General features: G+C 53.7%; 29 protein-coding genes and 1 other RNA gene. 4 read left to right on the top strand and 26 right to left on the bottom strand.

Annotated features, from left to right (window positions below):
• Window positions 1–7 precede the first annotated feature (7 nt).
• An RNA gene (gene rprA / locus C0557_RS10210) (antisense sRNA RprA) lies at window positions 8–115 on the top strand.
• 10 nt (window positions 116–125) lie between these two features.
• Here rprA and C0557_RS10205 read toward each other — a convergent pair.
• The 4 genes from C0557_RS10205 to C0557_RS10190 all read right to left on the bottom strand — a co-directional run bounded on the left by C0557_RS10205 (window position 126) and on the right by C0557_RS10190 (window position 4,684).
• Window positions 126–314, bottom strand: a complete 189-nt coding sequence (locus tag C0557_RS10205) for a hypothetical protein (RefSeq protein WP_208658364.1) — start codon at window positions 312–314, stop codon at window positions 126–128.
• Between the two features lie 132 nt (window positions 315–446).
• Complete coding sequence (locus C0557_RS10200) at window positions 447–647, bottom strand: hypothetical protein (protein WP_208658363.1); 201 nt, start codon at window positions 645–647, stop codon at window positions 447–449.
• 258 nt (window positions 648–905) lie between these two features.
• Complete coding sequence (locus C0557_RS10195; protein ID WP_208658362.1) at window positions 906–3,278, bottom strand: glycoside hydrolase family 3 N-terminal domain-containing protein; 2,373 nt, start codon at window positions 3,276–3,278, stop codon at window positions 906–908.
• Window positions 3,275–4,684, bottom strand: coding sequence for an MFS transporter (locus C0557_RS10190; protein ID WP_208658361.1), 1,410 nt, complete (start codon window positions 4,682–4,684; stop codon window positions 3,275–3,277). Before C0557_RS10190 ends, C0557_RS10195 begins: the two co-directional genes overlap by 4 nt.
• Window positions 4,685–5,052: 368 nt before the next feature.
• Here C0557_RS10190 and C0557_RS10185 point away from each other — a divergent pair, with 368 nt between their 5' ends.
• Window positions 5,053–6,144 carry a site-specific integrase gene (locus C0557_RS10185; protein ID WP_208658360.1) on the top strand — a complete coding sequence of 364 codons (1,092 nt, stop codon included), beginning with the start codon at window positions 5,053–5,055 and terminating at the stop codon, window positions 6,142–6,144.
• Between the two features lie 200 nt (window positions 6,145–6,344).
• On the opposite strand, the gene C0557_RS10180 is transcribed toward C0557_RS10185, so the two are convergent.
• The 13 genes from C0557_RS10180 to C0557_RS10120 all read right to left on the bottom strand — a co-directional run bounded on the left by C0557_RS10180 (window position 6,345) and on the right by C0557_RS10120 (window position 19,205).
• Window positions 6,345–6,677, bottom strand: coding sequence for a DUF1493 family protein (locus tag C0557_RS10180; RefSeq protein ID WP_208658359.1), 333 nt, complete (start codon window positions 6,675–6,677; stop codon window positions 6,345–6,347).
• Window positions 6,671–7,129, bottom strand: coding sequence for an STM2901 family protein (locus tag C0557_RS10175; protein ID WP_208658358.1), 459 nt, complete (start codon window positions 7,127–7,129; stop codon window positions 6,671–6,673). The genes C0557_RS10180 and C0557_RS10175 overlap by 7 nt, the downstream gene beginning before the upstream one ends.
• Window positions 7,130–7,298: 169 nt before the next feature.
• On the bottom strand, window positions 7,299–7,973 hold the full coding sequence (locus C0557_RS10170; RefSeq protein WP_208658357.1) for a hypothetical protein: 675 nt from the start codon (window positions 7,971–7,973) through the stop codon (window positions 7,299–7,301).
• A 3-nt stretch (window positions 7,974–7,976) separates the two neighbouring features.
• Window positions 7,977–10,040: a tail fiber protein gene (locus C0557_RS10165; protein ID WP_253073805.1), complete on the bottom strand. Its 2,064-nt coding sequence runs from the start codon at window positions 10,038–10,040 to the stop codon at window positions 7,977–7,979.
• A gap of 72 nt (window positions 10,041–10,112) precedes the next feature.
• Window positions 10,113–12,575, bottom strand: a complete 2,463-nt coding sequence (locus tag C0557_RS10160) for a discoidin domain-containing protein (RefSeq protein ID WP_208658356.1) — start codon at window positions 12,573–12,575, stop codon at window positions 10,113–10,115.
• A gap of 1 nt (window position 12,576) precedes the next feature.
• Window positions 12,577–13,479: a DUF2612 domain-containing protein gene (locus C0557_RS10155; protein ID WP_208658355.1), complete on the bottom strand. Its 903-nt coding sequence runs from the start codon at window positions 13,477–13,479 to the stop codon at window positions 12,577–12,579.
• Window positions 13,466–14,680, bottom strand: coding sequence for a baseplate J/gp47 family protein (locus C0557_RS10150; protein ID WP_208658354.1), 1,215 nt, complete (start codon window positions 14,678–14,680; stop codon window positions 13,466–13,468). The genes C0557_RS10155 and C0557_RS10150 overlap by 14 nt, the downstream gene beginning before the upstream one ends.
• Window positions 14,680–15,030, bottom strand: coding sequence for a hypothetical protein (locus C0557_RS10145; protein WP_208658353.1), 351 nt, complete (start codon window positions 15,028–15,030; stop codon window positions 14,680–14,682). The genes C0557_RS10150 and C0557_RS10145 overlap by 1 nt, the downstream gene beginning before the upstream one ends.
• A gap of 61 nt (window positions 15,031–15,091) precedes the next feature.
• Window positions 15,092–15,694, bottom strand: coding sequence for a Gp138 family membrane-puncturing spike protein (locus tag C0557_RS10140; protein WP_208658352.1), 603 nt, complete (start codon window positions 15,692–15,694; stop codon window positions 15,092–15,094).
• Entirely contained in the window at window positions 15,691–16,581 is an 891-nt protein-coding gene (locus C0557_RS10135) for a hypothetical protein (protein ID WP_208658351.1), read from the bottom strand. The genes C0557_RS10140 and C0557_RS10135 overlap by 4 nt, the downstream gene beginning before the upstream one ends.
• A complete protein-coding gene (locus tag C0557_RS10130; protein WP_007374712.1) occupies window positions 16,574–16,864 on the bottom strand; it encodes a hypothetical protein in 291 nt (96 codons plus the stop codon). The genes C0557_RS10135 and C0557_RS10130 overlap by 8 nt, the downstream gene beginning before the upstream one ends.
• A complete protein-coding gene (locus tag C0557_RS10125) occupies window positions 16,861–17,505 on the bottom strand; it encodes a phage baseplate protein (RefSeq protein ID WP_208658350.1) in 645 nt (214 codons plus the stop codon). Before C0557_RS10125 ends, C0557_RS10130 begins: the two co-directional genes overlap by 4 nt.
• Window positions 17,506–17,507: 2 nt before the next feature.
• Window positions 17,508–19,205 (bottom strand): glycoside hydrolase family protein, encoded by a 1,698-nt coding sequence (locus tag C0557_RS10120; protein ID WP_208658349.1) that lies wholly within the window; start codon window positions 19,203–19,205, stop codon window positions 17,508–17,510.
• Window positions 19,206–19,375: 170 nt separating this feature from the next.
• Between C0557_RS10120 and C0557_RS10115 the strand changes: the two genes are divergently transcribed.
• Both C0557_RS10115 and C0557_RS10110 read left to right on the top strand, forming a co-directional pair.
• The gene (locus tag C0557_RS10115; protein WP_161517874.1) at window positions 19,376–19,636 is read left to right on the top strand and encodes a type II toxin-antitoxin system RelE/ParE family toxin; all 261 of its coding nucleotides are present in this window, start codon (window positions 19,376–19,378) and stop codon (window positions 19,634–19,636) included.
• 72 nt (window positions 19,637–19,708) lie between these two features.
• Window positions 19,709–20,080: a helix-turn-helix domain-containing protein gene (locus C0557_RS10110; protein WP_035943390.1), complete on the top strand. Its 372-nt coding sequence runs from the start codon at window positions 19,709–19,711 to the stop codon at window positions 20,078–20,080.
• Between the two features lie 197 nt (window positions 20,081–20,277).
• Here C0557_RS10110 and C0557_RS10105 read toward each other — a convergent pair whose 3' ends face one another.
• The 9 genes from C0557_RS10105 to C0557_RS10065 are packed head-to-tail and all read right to left on the bottom strand — an operon-like array spanning window position 20,278 to window position 25,406.
• Window positions 20,278–20,664, bottom strand: coding sequence for a phage tail assembly chaperone (locus C0557_RS10105; RefSeq protein WP_208658348.1), 387 nt, complete (start codon window positions 20,662–20,664; stop codon window positions 20,278–20,280).
• A complete protein-coding gene (locus C0557_RS10100; RefSeq protein ID WP_007374705.1) occupies window positions 20,664–21,068 on the bottom strand; it encodes a hypothetical protein in 405 nt (134 codons plus the stop codon). Before C0557_RS10100 ends, C0557_RS10105 begins: the two co-directional genes overlap by 1 nt.
• A 6-nt stretch (window positions 21,069–21,074) precedes the next feature.
• A complete protein-coding gene (locus tag C0557_RS10095) occupies window positions 21,075–22,229 on the bottom strand; it encodes a DUF3383 family protein (RefSeq protein WP_208658347.1) in 1,155 nt (384 codons plus the stop codon).
• A gap of 8 nt (window positions 22,230–22,237) precedes the next feature.
• On the bottom strand, window positions 22,238–22,762 hold the full coding sequence (locus C0557_RS10090) for a hypothetical protein (protein ID WP_208658346.1): 525 nt from the start codon (window positions 22,760–22,762) through the stop codon (window positions 22,238–22,240).
• Window positions 22,762–23,181 carry a hypothetical protein gene (locus tag C0557_RS10085; RefSeq protein ID WP_208658345.1) on the bottom strand — a complete coding sequence of 140 codons (420 nt, stop codon included), beginning with the start codon at window positions 23,179–23,181 and terminating at the stop codon, window positions 22,762–22,764. The genes C0557_RS10090 and C0557_RS10085 overlap by 1 nt, the downstream gene beginning before the upstream one ends.
• Before the next feature lie 2 nt (window positions 23,182–23,183).
• Window positions 23,184–23,651: a hypothetical protein gene (locus tag C0557_RS10080; protein ID WP_208658344.1), complete on the bottom strand. Its 468-nt coding sequence runs from the start codon at window positions 23,649–23,651 to the stop codon at window positions 23,184–23,186.
• Window positions 23,648–24,058 carry a DUF4054 domain-containing protein gene (locus tag C0557_RS10075; RefSeq protein ID WP_253073804.1) on the bottom strand — a complete coding sequence of 137 codons (411 nt, stop codon included), beginning with the start codon at window positions 24,056–24,058 and terminating at the stop codon, window positions 23,648–23,650. The genes C0557_RS10080 and C0557_RS10075 overlap by 4 nt, the downstream gene beginning before the upstream one ends.
• A 41-nt stretch (window positions 24,059–24,099) precedes the next feature.
• Window positions 24,100–24,453, bottom strand: coding sequence for a hypothetical protein (locus tag C0557_RS10070; protein ID WP_208658342.1), 354 nt, complete (start codon window positions 24,451–24,453; stop codon window positions 24,100–24,102).
• A 2-nt stretch (window positions 24,454–24,455) separates the two neighbouring features.
• Window positions 24,456–25,406 carry a DUF2184 domain-containing protein gene (locus C0557_RS10065; RefSeq protein ID WP_208658341.1) on the bottom strand — a complete coding sequence of 317 codons (951 nt, stop codon included), beginning with the start codon at window positions 25,404–25,406 and terminating at the stop codon, window positions 24,456–24,458.
• Window positions 25,407–25,415: the final 9 nt, after the last annotated feature.

Below are 25,415 nucleotides of genomic sequence, written 5' to 3'. Positions count from 1 at the left end.
TAAGGCCACGGTTATAAATCAACACCTTGGTTTATAAGCATGGAAATCCCCTGAGTGAAACAACGAATTGCTGTGTGTAGTCTTTGCCCATCTCCCACGATGGGCTTTTTTTCGCCTCAAAAACGTTACTTCGCATTACCGGTCACCGCGCACGTACCATTATCAAGTGCAGCGCCAACAGGCAGATAATCTAACGCTAAATGTACTGCGCTGACGTCCTGACCATCACAGGCACGTATATGATCATTATACGAGGCGCAGCCGTTGAGCACCGTACAGGCCTGTACGGCAATAATCATCAATAAATTTTTCATGCAAATAATTCCAGATAATACAGGTGAGTCAACATTGCATTTAAAAAAACGCACGCGGATGCAAAACAAAAAAAATTAACGAACAAAGAGAGTTGGAGAAGTGAAAATAAATAGCAGAGATTACGTAAATCCTTATCCCACTCTGCCAGCAAGCAGGCTGTGCTGCGCCAGAATATGATCAACCACATTGCGTAACCTTCCCTGCAACGCCACATATACCCGGCGATCGCCCGCGTAATTTACCCACATGGTGCCTTCAGGCTCCACTTCCACAAAGCCTGTTAGCCCATTACAAATAAAATGAACGTAATGTCGCTCATGTTTTTTTTTCATATTATATTGCCTCGAAATGCATCGCTTAAATAAAGCATGAAATACTATGCGGGATAAATAGCAGTGAACAGAAGGGATTATATGCAGGGTAATTATCAATACAATGAATATATTCAGGGTCGCGGCACAAATAGCTTACGATCACACGCATAGCTTACGATTATGTGAGAAATAAGGTGGGGTTGTTATTTCTATAATGCATTTGTTATCTGCATGCTAAGCGCAAAAACAGCCCATCTGACGATGGGCTGCGGTTAGCTAGCGGTTGATTTCGCAGCGGCTCATCATCCTCCATGCGGCTGGCAGCACCCGCGTTTCACCGATAACATTCACCGTTGCTGTCGTGCGTATATCGCCCGATGACGCGCCAGCCCGCAACTCAAACTCCCCCGGTTCGACGATGCGCTTACCGTCGCGCCGCGTGAAATTGAGCATATCCACGGGCAGCGTAAAGGTCAGCGTGGCCGATTCTCCTGGCGAAAGATCCACGCGCTGGAACGCTTTCAGCTCCTGCACCGGCCGCACCATCGAAGCCACTTTGTCGCGCACGTAAATCTGCACAACCTCGCTGCCGCTGCGTTCGCCAACATTGGTGACCCGAACCTGCAATGTGATTTCGCCATCAATAGCCACTTCCGGCGTTAACAACACCAGAGGCGCGTAATCGAACTGCGTCCAGCTCAACCCGTAGCCGAACGGGTAGTGGGAGCCAAAATGGAAGGCGAACGGCGTCCCGCCGCTTTTCAGTTTATGGTTGTAATAATAGGGCATTGCGCCCGCGCTTTTCGGCACGCTCACCACCAGCCGTCCCTGCGGTTCCGCACGGCCAGTCAGCACATCGGCAATGGCGTAGCCGCCCTCCTGACCCGGCGCCCATGCCATTAACCAGGCGGCGACACGCGTTTCCAGCCCTTGCAGGTTGTAAGGACGCCCGCCGGTCATCACCACCACCACGGGTTTACCGGTCTCGACCAGCGCCTCGAGCAATTGCTGCTGCACGCCGGGCAGCGACAGACTGTCCGTATCGGAACCTTCACCCACCGTGCCACTCTGGAATAGCCCGGCGAGATCGCCCACACAGGCAATCACCACATCGCTCTCCTGTGCCGCCCGCACCGCCTGCGGGATCAGGCTTTGATCCATGGAAACCGGCGATTGCTGCATCGGTTTGCCGGAGCTATCGCCCGGGAAGACTGGCGCCCCCGCCATGCGTTTTTCAATGATGTGGCAACCTTTCGCATAGCGAACATTGCCCTCGCCCAGCGCCTGGCGCAAAGCCGCCAGCGGTGTGGTGACCTGCGAGGTCTCTTCCAGCATATCGCTGATAATCAAATGTACCGGGAAGCTGTAACCGCTGAGAAGGGCCAGCGGATCGTCCGCTGTCGGGCCAACCACCGCCACTTTTGCTGCTCCTCGCAGCGGCAGAATGCCGTTGTTCTCCAGCAAGGTCAGCGAACGGGTTGCCACATCGCGCGCAGCTTGCCGCGCCGCATCAGACTGCAACACGATGCGACGCTCATCCGTATAGGGCTGTTCGAACAATCCAAGGCGGAATTTAACCGCCAGCACGCGGGCGACGATTTCATCGATCTTCGCCATCGAAATCAGCCCGCGCTCAACCGCCTCCGCCAGATGACGGGCACAGTCATCTTTCGGCAATTCAATATCCAGCCCGGCGTTAAAGGCTAACGCCGCCGATTCTGCCGCATCATGACTGACACCGTGATGCTGATGGAGCAGACTGACGCCGCCATAATCGGCAACGATAATGCCATCAAAGCCCCACTTTTCGCGCAGCAGCGTGGTCAGCAGAAAATGATCGCTGTGCCCGGGTTGATTATCGATGTCGTGATAGGCGGGCATCACCGAACCGGCTTTCGCCAGTTTGACTGCCATTTCAAAGGGCAACAAAAAGGTGTCGTTAAGTTCGCAAAAACCCAGATGCACCGGCGCATGGTTGCGCGCGCCTTCGCTGAAAGAGTGGCCAACATAGTGTTTAAGCGTCGCCAGCATATCGCCCCGCTCGCCCTGCAACCCCTCAACATAAGCGCAGGCCATCACGCCCACCAGCCAGGGATCTTCGCCAAACGTCTCCTCGGTGCGGCCCCAGCGCACATCGCGCGAAACATCCAGCACCGGCGCCAGCCCCTGCTTACAACCGGTGCTGCGCGCTTCCTCGCCGATTTGCTGTGCGGCGCGTTTGATCAGCGCCGGATCCCAGGTCGAACCATAGTTAAGTGATGAAGGAAATAGTGTGGCGTCTTTGCACAACAAGCCCACCAGACACTCTTCGTGAAACAGCGCCGGGATCCCCAACCGCGTCTCTTCGACTACGGTTTTTTGCAGCCGGTTAGCGGCCCTTACCCCGCTTTGTGCATCAACAATATGCGTACCGAGCGGACGGGTTATCTGCCCGATACCGCGCGTTAAGCGTTCAGCCAGCGCCGCCTGGGCACTGACGCCAGCAAACTCGTCGCTCAGATCGCTGCGTTCGCGGTGCTCGCCATCTTCTGACAGCACCAGCCACAACGCATGCATTTGGGCGAATTTCTCTTCCGGTGTCATCCGGGCAAGCAGATCGGCCACGCGTTCGGAAACCGGGCGGCCAGGGTCCTGGTAAATTGCGCTCATCGGGTCACTCCTGTGTTACTGAAATCCGGGGAAGTTTGCGGGGTTGTCACTGAATTGCTGGCGTCGCGTTTGCGGATCAGCTCGCGGGCAATGGTGTCGGTCAGCCGGCTATTCAGTTTGTAGCGGGTAAGTAACAGCGCCATGCTAATAAACAGCAGACACGGGATCAGCGTAAACAGCGCATTGATGGTGGTCAGTACGCTGGCCGTTTGCTGCGCCTGGTTCGGTACATAATCCACCGCGCCCAGCACCCAGCCGACAACGGCGCCGCCCAGCGCAAGACCGAACTTGATGGCAAACAGCGCCGTCGAGAACACCAGACCATCAAGGCGTCGTCCGCTGCGGTGCTCTTCGTAATCCACTACATCGGAAAACATGGTCCACTGTAGCGGCGTGGTGAGATTCTGAATAAAGCTGAAAACAATATTGAGGCCGAATATAAGCCACACTTGCGTTGGCGGAATGATAAATATCAGCGCGGCAAACACCACAAAGGTAATGATGGTCCACTGATAAGCACGAACGCGATCAAATTTTCCTAACAAACGTGCGGAGAATAATGCGCCAAGCAGCGCTGCAATCATGCCGGAAACAATAAAGGTAAAGACCATTTCCGGGCGCTGTAATACATATTTGACGTAATACATGGTTGCCGAACCACGCGTAACCACGGCGGTAAGCAGTAAAATATTAAACAGAAAAACAATCCGCCACTGGCTATTTTTCGCCAGTAATTTGAGATCACCGAATATTGATCCTGAGCTGTCATTATGCGGCGTATAACGCTCACGGGTCATAAAGAAGCAGCCGAAGAACAGTAAAATACCCAGTACGCCCATCATACTCATCGCGTAAAAATAGCCCGTCTGATCGTTACCGTTACCGAGCTGCGCCACCAGCGGTAACGCAATCACCGTCACGATCAAACCGCCGATAAACGACAGGCAAAAACGCCACGATTGCAGGGAATGGCGTTCCTTAGGGTCCATGGTCAGCGCGCCGGGCATGGCGCAGTACGGTACATTTATTGCGGAGTAGATAAAACTCAGGATCGCGTAGGTCACGCAGGCATAGATGATTTTTGCCGTTGGGCCCGCATCCGGCACATAGAAAGTGATAATACAACTGACGCCAAACGGAATCGCAAACCACAGCAGCCAGGGACGGAAACGTCCGTGACGAGTTTGCGTGCGATCGACCAGTGCACCGATACAGGGATCGGCAAATGCATCAATCACACGCACCACCAAAAACATGGTGCCCATAATAGCGGCGGGTAAACCAAAAACATCGGTATAGAAATAAGCGAGAAACAGTGTGGCCGTTTGCCAGACCAGCGCGCTGGCCATATCGCCGAGGCCATAACCTATTTTATCTTTGGTACTGAGAACAGAGGTGAGGGTCATTTTTTATCAGCCTTGTGAGGTGAAAATGGATATTTCAACCTGACGCGAACAGGGCTTCGCGCCGCTTACTACAGGCTAAAGTATTAGAAGAAGCACTCACCCGGACAATTGTGATAATTACCAGGCTTTTTACGTTTTTTAGTAATTGTGATCGCCGACGAGTTCGCGGCGAAAATAAAAAAACCCCCGACATTGTGTTGGCATCCGCATACCAGCCAATAAAATAAAGAAGATAGCAATCAATCACATGCAAACAATACTGATCATGCAGCCAGTATTTATTTAGTGCATTTTTTCTCAATTCAGGCTAATTTTGTCGTCCCAGTCCCCCACACAGCACCCCACAGGACACCAGTAAGGAACGACATATGGCTTTTTACACGGTAGAGAAAAGAATCAAATCAGACGGCACCCTGCGCTACCGTTGCACTGTTGGGGTGAAAAAGGCTGGGAAATATATCTATCGTGAGAACAGGACATTTGGAAAATTGTCTCTCGCAAAAGCCTGGGGAATAAGCAGGGTTTCGCATATAGAAATCAATGGAATCCCTTTCGATGACCAGTCACCAAAAGTGACACTGGGTGAACTTATACAAAAATACACAAGCCACCCAAACATAAAGTACGGACGTTCAAAAGCGGACGTACTAAAACTCATATCCAGATCCCACATAGCGAGCACTCCTGTTTCTGATTTGTCACCAGCAGCCCTCATAGAACACTGTGAGCAGCGCCGTGCCAGTGGTGCAGGTGCTGCAACGGTAGCACAGGATCTGGCTTATATTGGTTCTGTCCTTAAAGCGGCTAAACCGATTTTTAATATTGAAGCAGACTTGCAGGCATATAGCCTAGCCAGGCAAAACCTTACGCAAATGAAAGTCATAGGGCCAACACAGAAGAGAAGTCGGCGCCCCACGCGCGAGGAATCGGAACAGATTATTGCTGGCTTAAGAAACAGAGAAATGACCTCTTATAAAAAAGTCCCTTTCTCTGACATTTTTTTATTTTCCATACTCACCTGCATGCGTATTGGGGAAGTTTGCAGAATTCAATGGGAAGATGTCGATATGCAGCAAAAGGCTGTTTTGGTCAGAGACAGAAAAGATCCGAGAAAGAAAGCCGGAAACCACATGCTGGTACCCTTACTTGGAGAATCCTGGGATATATTGCAGAGGCAACCCAAAATCTCCGAGAGAGTATTCCCCTTTCACAGTCGAAGCGTTACACAAACATACCGCCAGGTACGAGATAAGCTGGGCATAGAAGATTTACGCTATCACGATTTACGCCGGGAGGGTGCCAGCAGGCTATTCGAATCAGGTTTTACGATTGAAGAAGTAGCACAGGTCACAGGACATAAGTCACTGAATATCCTTTGGCAGGTTTATACCGAACTTTTCCCTAAATCGCTACATGTGAGACTGGAGCAACTGAAAAAAGAAAGGCACGCACAGGATTAAATCCAGGCTGAAAGGCTCCGTTAGTGCATTAACGCAGGAAAAAACGAAACGCCTCGGTGCCTGAGATGAAGGTGTTGAAATTTATCAAAATAGCGCCAACGTGGTATTCGGTGGGGCGTGCCTGGCATGAACAACCTGCAAACCAAAATCTCGCCCGTTAACTTCTATATATTGTTAATAATGGGCGAGTAACTACAGCCTTAGTCAAAAAGCCAACTCCCGGCTCTGGCTGATTGAATAAACATATCAATAGTGAAATCCGGAACATCAACAGGTTCAGGTTTTTTAAATGGGTTCCATGAATAATTGACTTGTGGATAATACTTTTCAATATGGAAATTACTCATATCCACATTAAATTCAGCAGAATACTCTTCAATGAGTTCCTCGACATCATCCTGATCTAACCTTACGTCGAAATAGATGCTCGATTCCTTTGTGTAGGTATCATATTTCTTTTTTCTGAACATATAGGCACCACTGTGAACAGTGAACATTTCTATTACGCGTTTTTCAATATCATCACTTACCATATCTTATCGTTGCCCCGCGCTATCATGTTGTATTCCCTAACTGAATTATAAATAATCTGCGAAACATCAGCAGCAAGAATAATCTCACCCACCACAGGAAGAGTGCGGCCTACCCATGTTCCGATCTTCCTTACCATTCTGCGTTTTACAGTCCAGGGCGTATAACCACCAATCCATGTGGGCATTTTTAACCCAAACGGGAACTTTCTGTCTCCAAAGACGCGTCTCATTCCTTTTGAAAGCCTCGAGGTACCAGGTAACGCATCACCTGGCTTGGTTCGCGTAGGTTGATCATTCATTCCAGCATAAAGGACATAGATTGATGCTATATCTTTAATACCGAACTGATCAGCCGTATTAAAAATAAAGACCATAAAAAACAATTCCGTTGCTGTTAGGTTCGAATAGCCTGCATAGAAATATGTCCCGTTAAGCTCTTCAACTGTATCCATCAGTATTTATCCTGTGTAAATTTTGCATTTGAAAATACTGACCGATAATTAACGCTTAGTCCAGCCATGACGAGGGCAATTAGGAATGTTACGCCCAGCATCAGTTACGAATCAGAAGTCCCTCCTTCGGGAGCCTCCCCCATTGAAATGTCGGAGTGGTCCCCAGTAATTAGCTCAGTGCGTTCAGGACCATATTTCCGTTCGTGAAAATATACACGTAATACTTCCCGTTCTGCTGGCTGCGCCAGCGCCAGCGGATGCCGATCTGCCTGCCATAAAAGGCCGAATAATCATACCACCCGTATTTGATGTACATCTCTGTGCCGGTACTGCTGGATGATAACTGGCTTATCCAGTCGCGCGGCGGCGGACAGTGGTTGGACGGGTTAACCGCAACGGTCACACCATTCATCCGGGTATTGGTCATCACCCCGTCTTTAAGCTCAACCTTAGTCCACATCTCATCAACAGTCCCCGTGGACCAGACACCGAAGGGCAGCACCTCCTGCGTATCGGTGGCGATGATATCCAGCGCTGACCAGTCCACATCCGAATTACTGGAGGCGAGGTTTACCTTGAGGGGAATGACCAGTTTGTTTATTTTCCAGGCGTTCTGCGTGGCGGTTTCGGATGTTCGGGAAAGGGTCAGCGTCGGAATGGTGGCACCGGCCATGTCATAATCCGCAGCCGGATCCGCATAAACGACAGAAGGAAACACTTTCCTGAATGTCCCGCCATCGTGAACCCATGCTGCGACCACGGTTTTAAACGCCCCGCCATCCATGATATTCAGCGCGCTGACAGGGGCGAAATCGCCCCCTGCAGTTTTACGGTAGATGGGCATGGTTCAGCTTTCCTCAACCTGGTACCAGATATGGCCGGCAGCGTATCCGCTCGCGTCTGCGGGGGCCGCATCAGTAGACAGGGTGTAACTCACCCCGATGTTTTGCCGAGCCGTTGCAACATCGGCCACGTCAGAGAGATTGTTTTCAGCTTCCAGATAATCCCCCGCGCCATTTAATGACCAGTTACTGAATACCGGCGTGGCCACCGCGGTGTCCTCGCAGTAGCGGTGATGAACGTCCGTGGTGTTGTACGGGTAGTAAATCTGCCGGATGCCGGTTTCCGTGGTCCGTATAACGTCCAGCATGCCCGCCAGCGAAACGGGGTAATGCCGTTCCGTGGTGGCATTGCCCGTCAGGGACTGGAACTTACGCCCCGGAGAAACCACGGCGTTCAGATCCGCCGTGCCGAGCGATTGCGTATCCTGAGGAACGGCACCAGTATCAGCCGCCGTCAGGGCGTCTTTTGTTGCCAGCGCCCCCAGCCCCAGATTTTCGCGCGCGTCCGACTGCGCCTCCCCGCCGCTGGCCGCAATTTCGGACAGGTTGTTGGCGATCAGAAGACGGGTTTCCTGGATAACTTCTTCCGTTGCCGTGATCGTGATCGAATCCGTGACGCCGGAACTGGCACCGGTCAGTGACAGTGTGGCGGTACCCGCACCGCTGACCGTCAGCGTACCATCGGCAGATAATGTCGCCACAGACGCATCCGTAGACGCGGAGTTAACCGTCTCTGCGTAATTCGCCGGAGAATAGTTGATGGTCAGGGGATAACTGTTACCAGCCAGCAGGCCTGCCGGTACCGGGCCAATATCGATCGATGTCAGGTAAAGCTGCTGCGTGACTGTGGCTGTTGCCGTCAGGCCGGTGGAGATACTGGCGATGAGGGTCTGCGTACCGGATTTGCCCGCCGTCGCGGTATACAGCCCGCTGCTGTTGATACTGCCCAGTGATGGATCGGATACCGACCATGACACTGGATAACCTGCCGCCAGCGCCGACGGCAAAATCGTGCCGGTAAACTGCCGCGTGGTTCCCGCATTCATCGTCACCGAAGCGGGGCTGATAACAATGGCAGAGGGAGTTTCCGCACCGGCTTCCGATTCAGCCTTGTCAGTCTTGATGATGTACATCGCCGCAACGTTTTTCGGGCGGGTTTCGTCGCCGCCAGTCAGCAGATCGGCATTTGGAGAGTTATGCCAATTGGGGTCATCACCACCGGCGTAGCGAAACCCTCCTGGTCCGCCGGCATCTCCCAGACCATTCAGGCTGCCCACGTTATCAAAGCCAAGCCAGCGGGAATAATGATAGTGCTCACGAAACGCGTCGCTCTGAAATGACAGAATCGCACGGTTTGAATCCGGATCAACGGATGACCCGTGCGCCCATGCACGCACAAAATTACCGCGCCAGTCCGGCACACGCCCGGACGGGTACAGTGCGGCCAGTTCCGGGTTCTCTGCGGTATCGAACGTCTGGCCGTTCAGTTCAAGCCAGCCTTCCGGCGGCGTGGTGTTTCCCCACAGGATGATTGCCCCGACCGGCAAAATGTACGGAGCCATTGCTGTGGTAATGGTTTGATGTAACTGGTCATCCAGATAGTCGGCCAGTTGTTTTACCCGGCGTGGCGTCATTACCTGCGCGCTGCCATCACCGGCGAGGGCTTCCTGTTCGGTTGCCTCACGCTGAATATACAATTGCCATTTCGTCGCATCAGCACCCGGCGTTGCGGTGTTGTTGCTGACAAGCGAAAGGTACATTACGCCGTTATAATCCACCACCACGCCCGCATCGTAACCGAAAGCGGCCCCGTTATTGTTCGCTGTAGTAATCCACTCGGGATAGCCGTTCGTCTGGTACTGACGAATCGCGCCGGTAATAGCGTTCAGCACCGCATTCATGGCCTCGCGCTCAACGGGTTTTGCGCTCGCATCCGCCCCCGGATCTTTTGCGTAGTCAGGCCCCCAGCCGGAGGGATAACTCACGGAGCCATTAGTGGGCGCCACATCCGGGATGGTCTGTCGGTCACCGACCGATGCGAACGGCACACGGAAAAATTTCTGATCCATTCAGTACTCCAGAAAATAAAAAAGGCCGCGATATGCGGCCTGAAGATGCATTGAGTGGGTTGTTAGCGGCGGTTAATCCGGAATTTGATACGCCAGTTTGTAATCACCGGCAGTGAGGGTTTTGAAACTGACGCTGTCCGCATACCAGCGGATTTCCACTTCCGCGGGTGTCTGTAACTTCCAGGCGGAAACTTCGTTCACACTGAGCACGTTTCCGGTGATTTCCGCTTTATCGGCTGCCGCATCGGCAATATGCAGCGCATACGCAAAAGCCAGCCGGTCAGGCACACCCGCAGGCCACAGCAGACTCCACTGGGCGGCAGTGAGGGCTGACACTGCTGCCGCGGTCATTCCCTGAGCGATTAATTTTTCAGCCCCCGCCGTATCGGCAGTCAGTGCCCCGATACTGATCCATGCAGTACCGTCAAAAACAACGTAGTCGATTAAATCCCGGGTCACGGCCACCCGTGCTGCGCCAGCGCCGGTCAGGCTGGCTGTGATGGTCGCGCTGTTGATCGTGCTCCATGCTGACGCGCCCGTCAGTTCCAGCGGTAACGCAATCTGATCGTCGGGAGTTAACACCCCGCTAATCTCCACGCTTTCGCCGGTAACCAGTTTGTATGAATCCCCCAGTTGCTGCTGCATAGCCTCCGTCAGTGTGACACTGGCCACGCCCTGATTCGCAATGACGGTACTGTCAATCGCGCCTGTAACCTCTGACAGCGCGCCACTGACCACGGTGTAATATTTGCCGTTACTGCTGTTTAACAGGAACCGGGTGGAGGGATCGCCCAGCAACTCGAGTTCACCCAGTGTCACAGACCCGGACTGGAATACGGCGGTCACCGTTAACCGGTAATAAAGCCAGGCGGCCGGGGCCGGAATAGTGACTGTTGTCTGGGCATCACCGACGTTACTGGTACTTGTCCCGTTGGCCAGCAAGGTAAAGTTTGTGCCGTCATTGCTTCCGTACAGGGCAAATGTTTTGGGGTTATTCTGGAAGGGCTGTGACACAGTCCGGTTTGTGATCCTGAAGCGGTTCACTTTTTTGGCTTCAGGTAATTTGATCTGAATCCATTGCGTCGGGCCGGATAATGTCACCCATGCAGTAGTAGCTACCCGGTCAAACGCAGAATAAGCCGGAGAGCCTGAATCATAGACGCTGCTTGCACTGACCGTATATCCGGCAGGTGTGTTGTTGGCTGTCATTTTGGGGACGATGCTGTTATCCGCATTGGTGGAAAGGACGACGGATTTTCCCTTTTTAAGCACCTCCGCACTGAACAGGCCGCCCTCCGCAGCGGTGACGTAATTTAGCTGTGTGATCAGCCCCAGCTTAGCGTTAAAGACGATATCCGCCGTGGTATTAAAACTGGCCTCACTGCCTGAGGGGAAAGCGTCCTGGGTGTATGACTTATTCTGCTGCCCCTGCTCGGACTTCAGTGCGTAGGCACATAAATTAAAACCGGACTGTGGGGCAAAACTGAAGGAATGCACCTGGCCTGCCGTGGCACCTGAGCGGTCAACAACGATATAACCGCCACCACCACCGGCACCGCCGCCGGAGGCGCTGATGATGGTTTTCCCGCTGACCGGACTTTGCCCCAGCGTGACGCCGGGACCGGCTTCCAGTGAGCTAACAATAAGTGCCTGCGTCTGCTGCGTGAAATCAGCAATGTCGGCGATGGCGTGCGTGTGCTGTGTGGCGGCAGCACCCATCTGCGCAGGCGTCGGCGCCAGGTTACCGGAACCGGTCAATGACAGACCGAACAGCGAGCGGATGTTGCTCCCGGACACCAGCACATCCTGCTTTGCGCTCCACGCCGATTTTTCTGCCGGGGTGACAAATTTCCGGTCAGCCGTCTCGTTAATCTGATCAGCGCTGTAATCCCCCGCCTGTGCAGTTACCGCGCCGGTACGCCCGAACACAGATGACACGCCGGACACCGTGGCGGACTGTCCCTGCACCCAGTTGGCCGCCACTGCCGGGTTAGCGCCGCCATTGAGGTAAAACAGCGTGTCGATGTCCGCCTGCGCACAGATAGTGAGGTTGGCCGACGACGCCAGCGCCAGACGTGCGGTCTGGTCAGCAGCAACGACATAACGCGATGCAATGGCGGAGAGCTGCGCCGCCGGGATTTTTCCGGAGGCGTCCAGTTGCAGCCAGCCGTTGGCGGTGTTCGCGAGCGACACCTGAACATAGCGCACATCACCGCGCGCCTCACTGACATACTGCGGATGCGGGTCAGCATCGTTAACGTGCGCCGTCAGCAGGCTGTCCGCCGTTCCCGCCGGGTCCGCGCCGACATCGTTCACAGTCAGCGTGATGGTACCGGATTTACCGTTGACGGAACGCACCTGCGCCGTCAGCAGGTTATCAACGCGCTGTTTCAGCCATTTCGTGCGGTTCGCCAGCCGCTGCGCCTGCTCGTTATCCGGGCCGATATCCACACCATCGTATCCGCGCGCGGGCGTATCCAGCTCCAGCAGCGGGATGTCGGCGGTGAATTCATTCAGTTCGGTGATACTCGGCATGTCAACCTCTGTGGGTGTGCAGGCCGTTATGTGTCACGGCCCCGTTGTGAAAAATGTTCGTTGTTACTTCTGCACTCTCAACGCCTTCCCATTCGCAGAGCGGCGTCCAGACCTGCGCGCGGGCGATGACGCTGAACGGCTCAGCGACTGGCGGCGTGACGGTAAACCGCCCTTCTGTATCCGTGATCGCACTCTGGAAAGTGCTGATACCGGATGCGGTGTAAATCAGCGTCACATCGATATCTGAAACGGTGATACCGGGATTTGCCGTCAGCTTGCCGGATACCACATCACCGGACCAGATAAGCACCAGTTGCAGCCCGGCATAAAATTTAACGCCATCACCGTGCCAGAACGGCGCGTGGAAATTGCTGTAGTGCTGGCCGAAACCGAAAGGCCTGTAAGTCAGGGTGCGGGCCTGTCTCATCCCGACGCCCTGCGGGCGGGGTATCAGATCGTAATCAGCGACGAGTTTTTGCGAACCAACATCCAGATATTCGAAAAATACCGGACGCATGGTCATGTCCTGGCCATCCAGTATTCGCGCCGCCGTATTCAGGATGTAATCAGTGGCGCGTTTGATTTCATCAATCGTCGCGATGCTGTTGTTTTTGAATATTTTTGCTTTGATCATCCGGCGGAAAAGGTCATCACTCACCGCCGCAGGGGAGCATACCGGGTAAAATGACCCGACCGGCCGTTTGGTGTACCCCGCAATGCGGCCGCAAATATCGAGTTGCTCACCTTCCGCGCTGTCGATATCCAGCATGACCTGTATTTTCGCCAGCTGATCCTCAATGCCGGCCTGCGCGATATCCGGCAGCGCCAGCAGCAGCGCAATCAGTTTCGGCGCGTTTTTGTACTGCCAGTAAGCCCGCGTCAGCGCCTTATTACGGTGTTGCATAAGACACCTCAATCGCGTCCATCGAGAACACGGCCAACTGGTTAAAGGCGATCGGAATGATGCCGTGAGTTACATCGCCAGCGCTGCTCCCGACGGTGATCGCAGCAACGTAATCATCACTGCCAACAATTTTATTTACTGGCGTGTACAGGCGGCCCGCACCGATGGTTTCGCCGATACGAAACCCCTGCTTTGCGAATCCGTTTGTTTCAGGAAAGCCTTGCAGCGAGTAATCGATGATTGCCTGTTTGATTTCATCATCGTTGGCGCCGGACAGCGAATCAGAGACGATTTCCACACGGACATGAGCGGATACATATTCCGGCCTGAAGAACGTCGCATTGAAGGGGTTTCCGCCTGGCGTTGTTGTATCGATGCTGATCCGGTTCGGAATCCCCGTGTTATAGCGATTCAGCCCGCAACCGGGGCTTTTTCGCACCGCCAGCGTGGACACAATCTCATCCACAGCGCCACCATCAATGAAAATCGCCATCGAATGGCCCAGCACGCCGTTTTCATCCGGGGCATCATCGACGTTTTCATAAATTCTCACCTTTTTTACGCCATCGAGATTGACCAGTGCGGCATAAATATTGTCAATCTGGTTATTACCGGGCAGCGCCACGGACTCATTGCGCCGGATCCGGAACGTATCATCTGTTTCCTCGTCCGCGCCCAGCGATGCGGAATCCGGATTAGTGACGGATGTGATTCCGCCAACTGGCGTGGCAATGATCGACAGATTGTCACTGTTGGCCCCCACCGCACCGGCAGTGGTACACGTCACGCTTACCGTCGCAATTCCGGCGTTACTGGTCGGGATCGTCGTATCGGTGGCCCACAGCGTCCCCGTTATGCGGTTACGGACCAGCGTACCTGCGGGGATCTCCACAAGCGGCGTGCCAGTGAACACCACCGTAGCCGTGGAGAACGTGGCGTCCTGCCGCGTAATACCCGCGAATGCCGCAATGCGATCGAGTTGCTGACCAACCGCTGAATTCGGGTCAGCAGAGTGATAGGCGTTAATAACAGCTTCATCAAGATTTGCCAGCGTTTCGCACCATGCCGCAATAATCAGTCCATCAGGTGATTCCGGGTTGATATTCCAGCCATCATCAATATCCAGATAGCGCTGACGCATTACGGTGAGATACGCATTCAGCGTCTGAGCCACCGCGCCGTCTTTGGTGATCTCCGCCATCAGATGATCTCCTCGTTGAAGAACAATTCGAATTGCTCGTTATTGACGTCCACCAGTGAGGCGAAAACGGTTATTTTTCTGGTTTTCTGATCGATATCGAATTCAAACTGAGAGATGCCGATAACGCCTGGCGCGGTCAGGATACGTTGTTTGATACTGGCAGCAGCGATATCAGCCTGTGTTTTGCCGAGGATGTTCTGAAACCATGGGGTACCCTCCGTTGAATCAAGAAAATACTCCCTGAGGAACAAACACAGACGGCGGATAATGCCCTGCCGCGTTGCCTCTTTCCCGACCGCGAAGTGGTCGCCATGTGTGACAATATCGCCATCCACAAAATTTCGGATCACGGATCAGACTCCATAAAAAACCCCGGCAAATGCCAGGGCGTGAAGTTGTAATGAGATGGGTTCACTGTGGGCCATTGGTGTTACTTCCGCCTTTCTCAACACCGCCATGAATGTGGTCGCTTCCGATGTTGATACCGTTGTGTGTAAGCCCACTCGCGGTGAGTTCCAGCGTTTGCCCGCCACACGTCAGCACAATGCCGCCGTCGGTCAGATGGAGGCGAACCGAACCATCGCGATTGCTTATGCCGATCCCGCTGGACGGCAATCCAGGAATGGCCGTTTTTGCTGAGCGGTAGCCGGGCGAGAAAAACGCGTCACTGGCGCTGAACATCTCAGGCCCGACAGGTTGTGCCGGTCCACCCATATCCAGCCACGCATCAACCGACCGCTGACTGAAATGGATATACCCTTCTGTGCCAGCGGGCAGTTCATGGAAAACAGCCCAATCTGGTGATCCGGAGAATCTGACAGGTACGTTAACCAGCAGTGGCAGGGTTTCGAGCGTTCCATCGGGCATCTGGCGCTGAATGCCGCACTCAACCTGCGCACGTTGCGTGTCAGCGTTAAAGGCAATGACATGACCGGGCATACCGATCATAAGGTCGCTGATAATACTCATCCCGGCAGACTGGACAGCGCTGAATAGCGGATTGGTATTTTTCACTGGGCGGTGCTCCATAAGCATCGTAATGTCGTTCGCCAGTCATCACCCCAGAGATCCCCCTGATGCGTGGTGGACAGTACGCGAAACGAGCCCGTGCGGCGCTGAATATTCGCCATGTCATTCAGACCCGTGTTGTACATGCCGCTGTAGTTAATGGTCCAGAAATCAGAGCGAATTTTGATCAGGTCCCCGGGCTGTATGATGTGATTCATCCGAACATCCACTTCCAGTTCTTTTTGATACCAGCGCGGCGCGCCCTCCATGCCGTTATCGACATTGATTTCATACGTCGTCTGACGCGTAGCTCCATCGCGGATGATCACCGTCCGGTTTTCAGATAATAACCAGTCATAGCGCCACGCCGATTTCATTCTGTCGAGGAACGCGCGGCTGGAGGTGTAGGCCATTGTGTAACCGTGGTTGAAAACCGGCAAATCGGAAAAATCGCCTATCGTCTGCACCGGCTTCCCGAATGAACGCGCCACATCCTGAAGAATCTCGATGGCGCGCGCTTTCTCCCCCCAGGTTTTACCTGTGGACGCTTCAGTCCACATCACTGACCAGCAGTTGAGCCGTAAATAGACGCTAACGCCGTCCCGCCCTACTTCGACGCTGTTTATTTGCCCGGTATAAATTTCACCTGAAGATTCATCGTACCCGGCAGACAGGCGCACAGTTCCATAACGGAGGCGCTTTTTATCCCAGCGCTGTATAAGCTGCCGGTATTCACTGGAGACGCCATAAATCATGATCATGGCTGTCGCCACACTGTCCTGTGGCATGTTGGTAATGAGGAACCGAACCTGCGTGGGCGGGTCGCAAATCAGCTTATTACCTTCCGCTGACGTAATTTCCAGATGATATGCGCGTCCAAATAATTCAGTCATTGGGGTACCAGTTCAGGTTATTTGTTACGCCCAGATTGGCGATCGTTGGCGTTTCACCCTCAAGCACGATCTTGCCGATAGTGCTGTTCAGACCTGCCAGCAGGTTCACTCCGACATGCAGACCACGCCCCAGAGCAATCGGCTCATTGCTGGCATTCCGGATATCCACAACGAAATAACCGTACCGCGTCAGCCAGCGGATATTGAACTGAAGCAACGTATCGTTGAGCGTTGAGGTAAAAGAAAAATCGGCCAGGCCTGCCGTCAGGGGGATGGTTTTCATTGCGGTGTCACCTCGCCCAAATGCACGTTCGCCTGCCCCTGGGTGGCCGCTGTGTCACCCGCAGGCAGCCTGCTGTTTATCGTCGCCGGGCTGTCGTTACGGTTTTTTATCAACAGCGCGCGCAATTCGACGACGATTTCCTGCCCGCCCTCGTTTTCCTTGCTTTTCTGCACGCGGGTGTTGGTGATGATCATGTCATCGTAAGATGAACTGACGCCGACAATCGTTAATATGCTGTTGTAGCGCTGCAAGCGTCGAAGATTAACCAAAGCCTCTTCTGAGCGCTGACGTCCGGAAACGGCAAAAGCCAGCCCTGCGGAGGCTGCAATCCCGGCCAGTGCAGCCGCGCCACCACCCAACAGCGAGCTGACGGCGCCAGTCGCCACGCCCGCCCCAATCCCGGCCAGGCCGGACAGATCACCAGCCTGATCCATCAATGCCTTAACCGGGTTATCGGAGATCGCCACCGTCATCGTGACCGTCATCGGTCGCGTTACGGCGTTGTCATTTGCCGTCTGGCCATTTTCCAGCGGATACTCACTAACGTCAGTCCGTAGTTCGCTGGTCTCCTCCAGTATTGCGTCAAAAAAAATCCCGCCTATTTCCGGGCGGGATTTAGTGAACACTCCGACGATTGACATGATCACCCTCTGTTTTTATTGAATGAACGCTCCAGCGTGTTCGCAGCTTCAACAACCACCTCTTCAGCAACATGCCTTACCTGTTTTTCATCCAGCCCCAGACCAGAAATATTAAACTCGTTTCTCTGGGTAACCTGCGTGGGCTGCGACGACTCAGAGCGGCTGACTGACGGGTTATAGGGTGCCTGACTGCGGCGCTGGACATAATCCGGCATATAGTAATTTTCCATTTCCTCCTGGCTGCGTTTGGGCTGAGCATAGGGCGATGACGGCAGCGACGCCCAGACACCACCGAGATGGTTTGTCGCCGTCATAAAGTCACCACTGAGGACATTATCCAGTTGCCCCGCCCGCTGGATAAGCCACAGGGCCGCCATATCCTGGCTGCGTGGTGAAAAGTCGGTGAGACCCAGCGCCTGCGCCGCCTCATCCCATGATGTTTGCGTGAACTGATAACGCCCGGCTGCCGATGTCTGATTCATTGTTCCGTCTGTCTGCCGGAATGGTTTCAATACCCGTGGATGGTCAGACAGATCGCCGAACTGTTCACCACCAAACATCGTGTTATAGCCACCACCAGGAAGGGCGGCGGTTCCCTCAGCGCGTGAAATGGCATCCAGATAGGCGCGGGCGTTTGGGTTATCGATCGCGCCATGAAGATCACCGCCTTTTTTCTGTCTTAAATACGCCTCATAAGGCGTGACGCCTCCACCATCAGAGCGCCCACGGTTAAGTGCAGGGTTACTCATGGCGCGGGCATCTTTCTCATCAACAAAGGCGTTTCCGGGGGTGATCGCCGCTGCGGCGCCAACGGTAAATGGATTGAGAAGAAATCGGGATAACCACCCGCCTCCCGATCCAGAAGATGAGCCACCGCCAAAGCCAAGCAGGCGCCCGCCGATTTTCAAAGCGCCAGCGGTGCCTGCGACACCACCTGCCGTAAGGAGAGCCTGTGAAACACCAGGGTTTTCTTTGATAAAACTATTGATGACATCAAGAACTGAATTAACGATCGGCAACAATTTACTGCCCATTGAGTAAGCGAGCACCTCAAAATTGCGGCTTAAATCCGCCATTTCGTCGTTAAATATTTGAGAGTTTTTTAATAACTGAGCATCAATTTTATACGGATTTGCGTCTGATTTTGCCTGAGAATCACTGAGGAATTTTGGCCCCGTCTCCAGCAGACGAGTGATCGGTGAGTCACGCCCCAGCCCTGCACCTTCCTGAAGGAATGCTCGTTGGTCGCGATTCATCTTCTGATAAGCATCGGACAGATACTGTAGCCCCTGATCCGGAGCCATATTCGCGAATTCGCCAGGGTTAAACGCACCGTTCCAGTACGCCTTATCATTCAGTTCCCCGAACCGGGCTTTGCGCTGTAAATCGGGGATCATTTTAGCGATATCGTGCGCAGCATCAGGAGAAAGATTAAGCCGTCGCATGGCCATCTCCAGCCCCTGAATCTGGCGGATCGTAAAACCGGTATTATTGCTGAGGCGCTGCATTTCCAGGGCAGAATTAGCAACACCACTGGTGAGCGCTTTCATGCCCATCCCAACACCAGCAATGGCGGCAAGCTGAAGCATGCCATCGGTGACGCTTTTTATGGCGGTAGCGCCTTTCTCGAATGATTTTGCATCGGTTTCAAGGCCAAGCGAGACTAACAGGGAATCAATGGTTCCAGCGTTTTCCGCCATTACTGTTCTCCGGGTACAAAAAACCCGCAAAAAGAAGCGAGTACGAATTAAAAATGGGATTCACATAAGAAAATAATAAGGGAATAAGTTTTCACTTTGACAGTAAAGACTTATTCCCTTATTATTTTCTTATACCAAGACGGTATGGTTCTTTAAAAAACTGAGGGATTATGGTTCAGGTTAGTTGGTCAAAACGGGCGCTAAAACAACTCGCAGCGATTGACATCAGATACCGTAAACGCATCAAGGACAAAGTGGGCGAACTGACCGACTTTCCCGATGTGACACTGGATCTGAAAAAACTCGAATCATCTGGCAAGCAGTACAGGTTAAGGGTTGGCGATTACCGCATTATCTTTGAGTTAATCGACGGCACACCACGAGTTTGCGAGATACTCGAAGTCAAACGCAGAACATCAACAACATACTGAGGCGGGGTTATCCCGCCTGAATCCCTGAGTTAAAGAGATTTCGCCAACCGAAATTAAATGTTGGAGTGACATATGAGCATACAGGTTATACACGACAGAAACGGTAACCCCGAGTACGCCGTGATCCCATACGAACTCTATCAACGCCTGATTAAAAACTCTGAGGATGACTCCCTTTATGAGAGCATCCCGTACAGCGCGGCTGACGATGATGACGTCACCATTCCTCATGAAGTGGTTAGCATCCATATCGATCAGGACGTGAGTATTCAGGCGGCGTGGAGAATCTTCCGTGGGCTGTCCCAACGAGAAGTTGCTGATTCCCTCGGCATCACTCAGGCAGCGGTTTCACAACTCGAATCACCGGACACCAGACCACAGAAACGCACCAGAAATAAACTGGCCGAACTGTATGGTTGCAAACCGGAACAGTTGATTCTGTAACACATAGCCCGGAGCGCCGGGCTATCTCGTCTCTCTTGCTCTCTCAAACTGTTCAATCAGATCATCAAGCACATCGTGCATCGCCTGGACATCATCAACCGTATACGTTCCGTCGAGCATATCCGACCATTTCGCCAGTGGCGGGCAGGCATCACCCGCCCCCACACATGGACGCCACAGAAACCAGTCCTTGACGGTTACTGAATGATCGGCGTTGCCCCTGCGCCGTTTTCGCTCTGTTCGCTGAGCTGCCAGAAAGGGCCGACATTCTCCTTCAGCACCCGGCCAAGCAGCAGCAGGAAGTTATGCGCGGCATCCTGAAAGAGATTTTCAGCCACCGGCACACCATCAGAATCGCGAACAATTTTGCCTTTCACGATACACAGTTCTTTCAGCCGGGCTGTTTTCACGCCATCCAGCGAAGCCATAGCAACGGTAATGCCCATCGGAGTCACCCCCTCTCCCAACAGCGGCAGCAGGCCAGCCTGCGCGGAAATCTGCAACATTTCCACCTGGTCTTTTGCCGATGCGGTCACACCACTGTACGTCGCGCCATCGATTTCAATTTCAATTTTGCGTCCCATCAGGTTTCCTCACTGTCTGCAAATTCAAAAATAAACTGCTCGTCACTGACACTGGTTTTACCACCGCGCCCCATTGAGCCACGGTTCACCAGAACGCCATCAAAGCCCATGACAGTTTCTGCCGTGCCCGTCTGGAAAAATGTAAAGGAGGCATCCACGCCCGTTTTTGCCACTGCCAGAATCTGGCGCACCTGATCGCAACCGGGGATCAGGTTAATGGTGAGGCGCTTCGGGCGCGTCTGACTGTCCAGGCGAACCGACGTTTTACCGATACCGCGTTTCAGGGTGGCGCGCGGCTCAAGATCCTCAATCGTGATCGGTGGATCTGTGTCGCCGAAATCGTCAATCGGAATACCGAACACGGTTAAATTGGCGCCGTCAGCGCCATACCGTTTCATTGTCATAATGTATTACTCCACGGTGATATTGATTTCAGCCACGTGCCCGGCGCGCGACAGAATGACCATCAGGGAAGTGGGCGGATAGACGCGCTGCTTGCGCTGGCTGGATGTCAGGCTGAGGACATCTTCAGGGGAGGACCGCAGCACAAAACCAAACTGCGCTGTTTTCGTCTGACCATCGTCGGGATCGACGTATGACCCCGCACCCAGCACACCGTTATCATAAAAACGTTTGCAGGTGGCAGTGATGGCAGACAGCAATCCGGCATAGTCACGCGGCGTTAGCGCACGTTTTGAACCAGCGTTGGCGATGTAGTTATAGCCATCCACCTGAATATGATTTTTCAGCACATCCAGATTGATCACATCGTCGATAAACTCGCCATAAGACGACATCGATTTGCTGTTAATTACGCGGCTGTTGTCGGTTTCCCCCGCCAGTTCGATCTGTGTAAAAAACACTGCATTTTTCGCTTTCAGCGCGTTATAGGCACTGGTCGTGAGATCGTCACCGCTGATACCAGGCAATACCTGATACTCACCAGTGATGGCAGTATTGTCGCCCGTCGGACGGAACTTATGGAACGCCGCGGCCAGTTGCACCATCGCGTACGCCTGAGAGGCGTCAGCGGTCACTGAGGATGCTGATTTGTACCCGGCAAACACATGGCGGTTGCCTTTGGCTTTCAGGGTGGAAAGCACATCATCCGTGGTGCTCTGATCGATGATGTTGTCATCGCTGAACGTGAACCATAACGGATGGCTGGCGGCATCAGACCAGTCGGACAAATCCGGTAACATGGCCGCCGTCACGTCTGCGTATTTGAAAAAGTAGTGGTAGCGCCAGAGTCGATCGTTCGCACTGTTAACGATTTCCAGCAGCGTGTCGGTTTCGTTTTTCATCCATACCGTAATGGTCGGCGGTTTAGGCACGTTGGCAAAATAGCGGGTGGCAATGCGGTAAATGTCGCTGTCGGTTTTGAAATCCGCCGCCACGTCCGTTACAGAACCGTAATCGCGAAAAGTATCAGCCGCAAACACCGCCCCTTGAACCAGATCGGCAGCATCAGCAAAAACGAGTGCGCTCGAAAAATCCGCATACCCCAGGCCAGCAGGACTTAACAGCAGGTTGATGGGGATAATATTATCGACTGAATAAGCCATAGGGAAGTTTACCCCTCATTGATAAATTGAATATTGAACCCTGCTGCGCGCAGCAGCTCGTAAGAAAGGGTGTGTTCGATAAACAGATGGATATCTGCCTGCCAGCGCGGCTGGATCCCCGCCTGTAATATTCCGGTGAGATTCCTGCACGCACTGACGTAACGCCACGCAATATCATTGCGGTACAGGAATTCACTCACCGGCTGGCGAAAATTGGCGTTATGCAGTTGCAGAATGGCTGTATCCGCGCCCTCATTGAGGATGTTCACCGACAACATAAATTCCATTGAAGTGACTATCGTTTCGCGCAGATCCTGCCACTGCCCCAGCGATGTATCGGCTTCCTCCGTTGCCGGAATGAGATCTCGTCGCCGCTGCGACCAGCCGTATGCACGGATCGGGATGGGTTTGTAGGTGGCATAAAGCCCGGCTGGCGCATCGCGGCCCTGGTCAGCCAGAATGACGGTATCCACACCCGACGCGAGCGCCACCAGTTCCTGAAATACGGTATACAGCTCGTCGATGCGCTCCATCAGCCCGTCCCCCGGTATCGTTCCACCACCGCACGGCAGAAATTTCGCCACGGGCGATTGTCACAGGACATCACACGCCACTGGCGCATCACCAGCCCGTCGCTGAACTCGAGCAAATCGGCAAATTTTCCGTTATCGTCCGGCCAGAGATAATTCACGCCGTCGTTGATATGAATGACCCGGGCATCCTGTGGATTCGCCGTGCCGCCCATGCCAATCAGCATCTGCATGTCTTTCCACTTCGCAGGCTGAATGTTAACGCGCGTCAGTTCGACGGTTTCACCCGGCGAATCCGCCCATCGCCCGCCGGGTCCGGTGTAACCCCCTGCACCGGCGCGGATTATTCGTACGCCACCGGGAACGGGAGAATTGAATGTCGAATCGATATGGCCGTTCATATCCAGACCATTTCCAAACATCGTTAATCCTCCACGACATGGGTGATAGCCTGCCGCAATGTGCCGGTGTCAATGAGTGGCGTAGCAGATCCCTTGCGGGCGATAGTTGACGGTGCGTTTGCTGGCTCAATACCGGCACTGATTGCGTCCTGGCAATACCCCGCCGCCCGGGCACCAATCTGGTCGAGCATCTGGAATGCCGTAATTTCTCCGCGGGCAACCTTTCCTGAGAGGGCACGGAAGCCCTTTTTGATGTTGTCCTGATTCTGGCGCAAAGGGACACGCAGGAAAGAGCGTTCTGGGATGAGGCCATTTGCGGAGCCGAATTCCTGCACCGCACCAATGACCACCAACGGCGCGCCGTCTTCGTAGTTACCGGAGCCAGCGGGTAATCCCACCAGCACCCGGCGTTTTGCCGTCAGTCGGTCCTGAATCTGCTTCAGCTTCTGGGCGATTTTGTTGCCGCCATGCACTTCTGCATTGATTTTCATATCATCAGTCCCCCGGTGCCTGCACGACGGCGCAGGCGCATAAATTCCACGCCGTACGCTGTCAGCGGCAAATCGCCGTTGATGGTCAAATCATCCATCGTCACCGACGGCACAGCGAACGACGTGGATTCATCACCTACAGACTTGCCAGAAATGGCATAAGCGGCACCAACGTCTCCCGCGGCAGAACGTTTACGCATCACCAGTCTGTGGGCCGCAAACGCGAACATGCCGCGCTTTTTGATGCTGACCACCCGGCCATCCGGATAAATGCCCCAGCGCTTGCCGGTTTCTGCATCTCCTTCTGCCAGTGCGGTAATCACCCCAGAATCCGGCCACAACGCCACGTCGCCGAATTCGGGGTAATACGCCCGGAAATCAGTCACAATTTGCGTAGTGATCTCCATCGTTACCCCCATAAAGCAAAACCCCGTCACCAGGACGGGGTTTATTCGGTTTCAGCAGTACTGCCGGAGGTATCCGGCTGTTGCGCCAGCGCCTCGTCGATGGCCTTTTGCAGTGTCTCTGCTTTAGCCGCCGATGGTGCCTTTTTGCCCAGCACCTCTTCGTACCGGGTGCGCAACGCGGCGATATCCACTGCCGTTTCACTGGCATTCTGCTGCGTCAGCGCCTCGTCGCTCTCGTCATGCTCCGCACGCAACAATTTAGCCTTAACAAACAGGTGATCGCGGAAATCACCCGCCACCAGAGCAGAATGACCGCGCTGGATGGTGATGCGCTTGCCAGTCACCCCATCAGTGACGGTCAACGGTGCAGTATGAAGATTAAACAGTTCAGCCATCGTTACACCCCATCCACGTAATGAGCCGCTTTCGGAATACGCCATTCCGTCCCGCCGGTACGCAGCAGAGCCGGTACCTTGAAGTTGATGTTATCCGCCGTGGCCGGAGCCAGGAAACGCAGCGGCATCACATCGTGTCCTTTGACTACTCGGAGGTCTTTCTTATAGACCATCATGCGATCGGTTCCACCTGCGCCCGCACCTTTCAGCAGAATGTCGTCTTCAAATTCCATATCGCGGAAATTCTGGCGCAAGAATTCGAGCAGGGTAACGTTACTGGCGTTTGCGGTTGAAAGCAGGGTTCGCTGGAGCAACTGGAACTGCTCTGACGGGATCACAAATCCGTTTGGTCGATGAACGGTCAGCGTATTTTCCAGATAGACCTGGTTATAAGCATTACCGAAGAAATCGATAATCGGCTGCGCGCCATAGGTTGGAATTGCGGCAACCAATGAGGCCAGGGTGGACGATGCCGACTCCACGCCAACATTAGGGCTTTTATAAAGCCCCTCTCCCACACCCTTATCGCCCAGAAGATAGATTTTGTTCAGCCCCTGCTCAACGACATCACGTACTGCCTGCCCGCGTTCGGCGTCCAGGTTAACGTTGTTCAGCATGGCAAAGCCGATCTCTTCCAGAGAATAGGTGTAACCCAGTGCTGCGGTCGTGATTTCTTTGAAACCCTGCGACATCGCAATATCAACGGTCGGCACATCGGTGCTGTTCGGGCCAAGCACCTGCAATTCACCGCGGGCATCAATCGCGCGGAACACCACCATTTTTGCCCAGTCCGGCGCGCTGTTATCCAACGGCAGCAACGTGCCATATTTGAACTGGGGATACTCCAGCCGGTAGATCTCCGCTTCGACATACGCGGCCTGCTGGATCAGGAACGACAGCGCCGCGACCGGTGAAACGTCGAAAACAGCAGCGTCAGAAAATTTTCGCTTCATTATTAACCT

The sequence above is a fragment of the Kosakonia sp. MUSA4 genome, from assembly GCF_013085925.1.
Lineage (GTDB): Bacteria > Pseudomonadota > Gammaproteobacteria > Enterobacterales > Enterobacteriaceae > Kosakonia > Kosakonia sacchari_B.
This window is presented reverse-complemented; position numbering and strand designations above follow the sequence as displayed.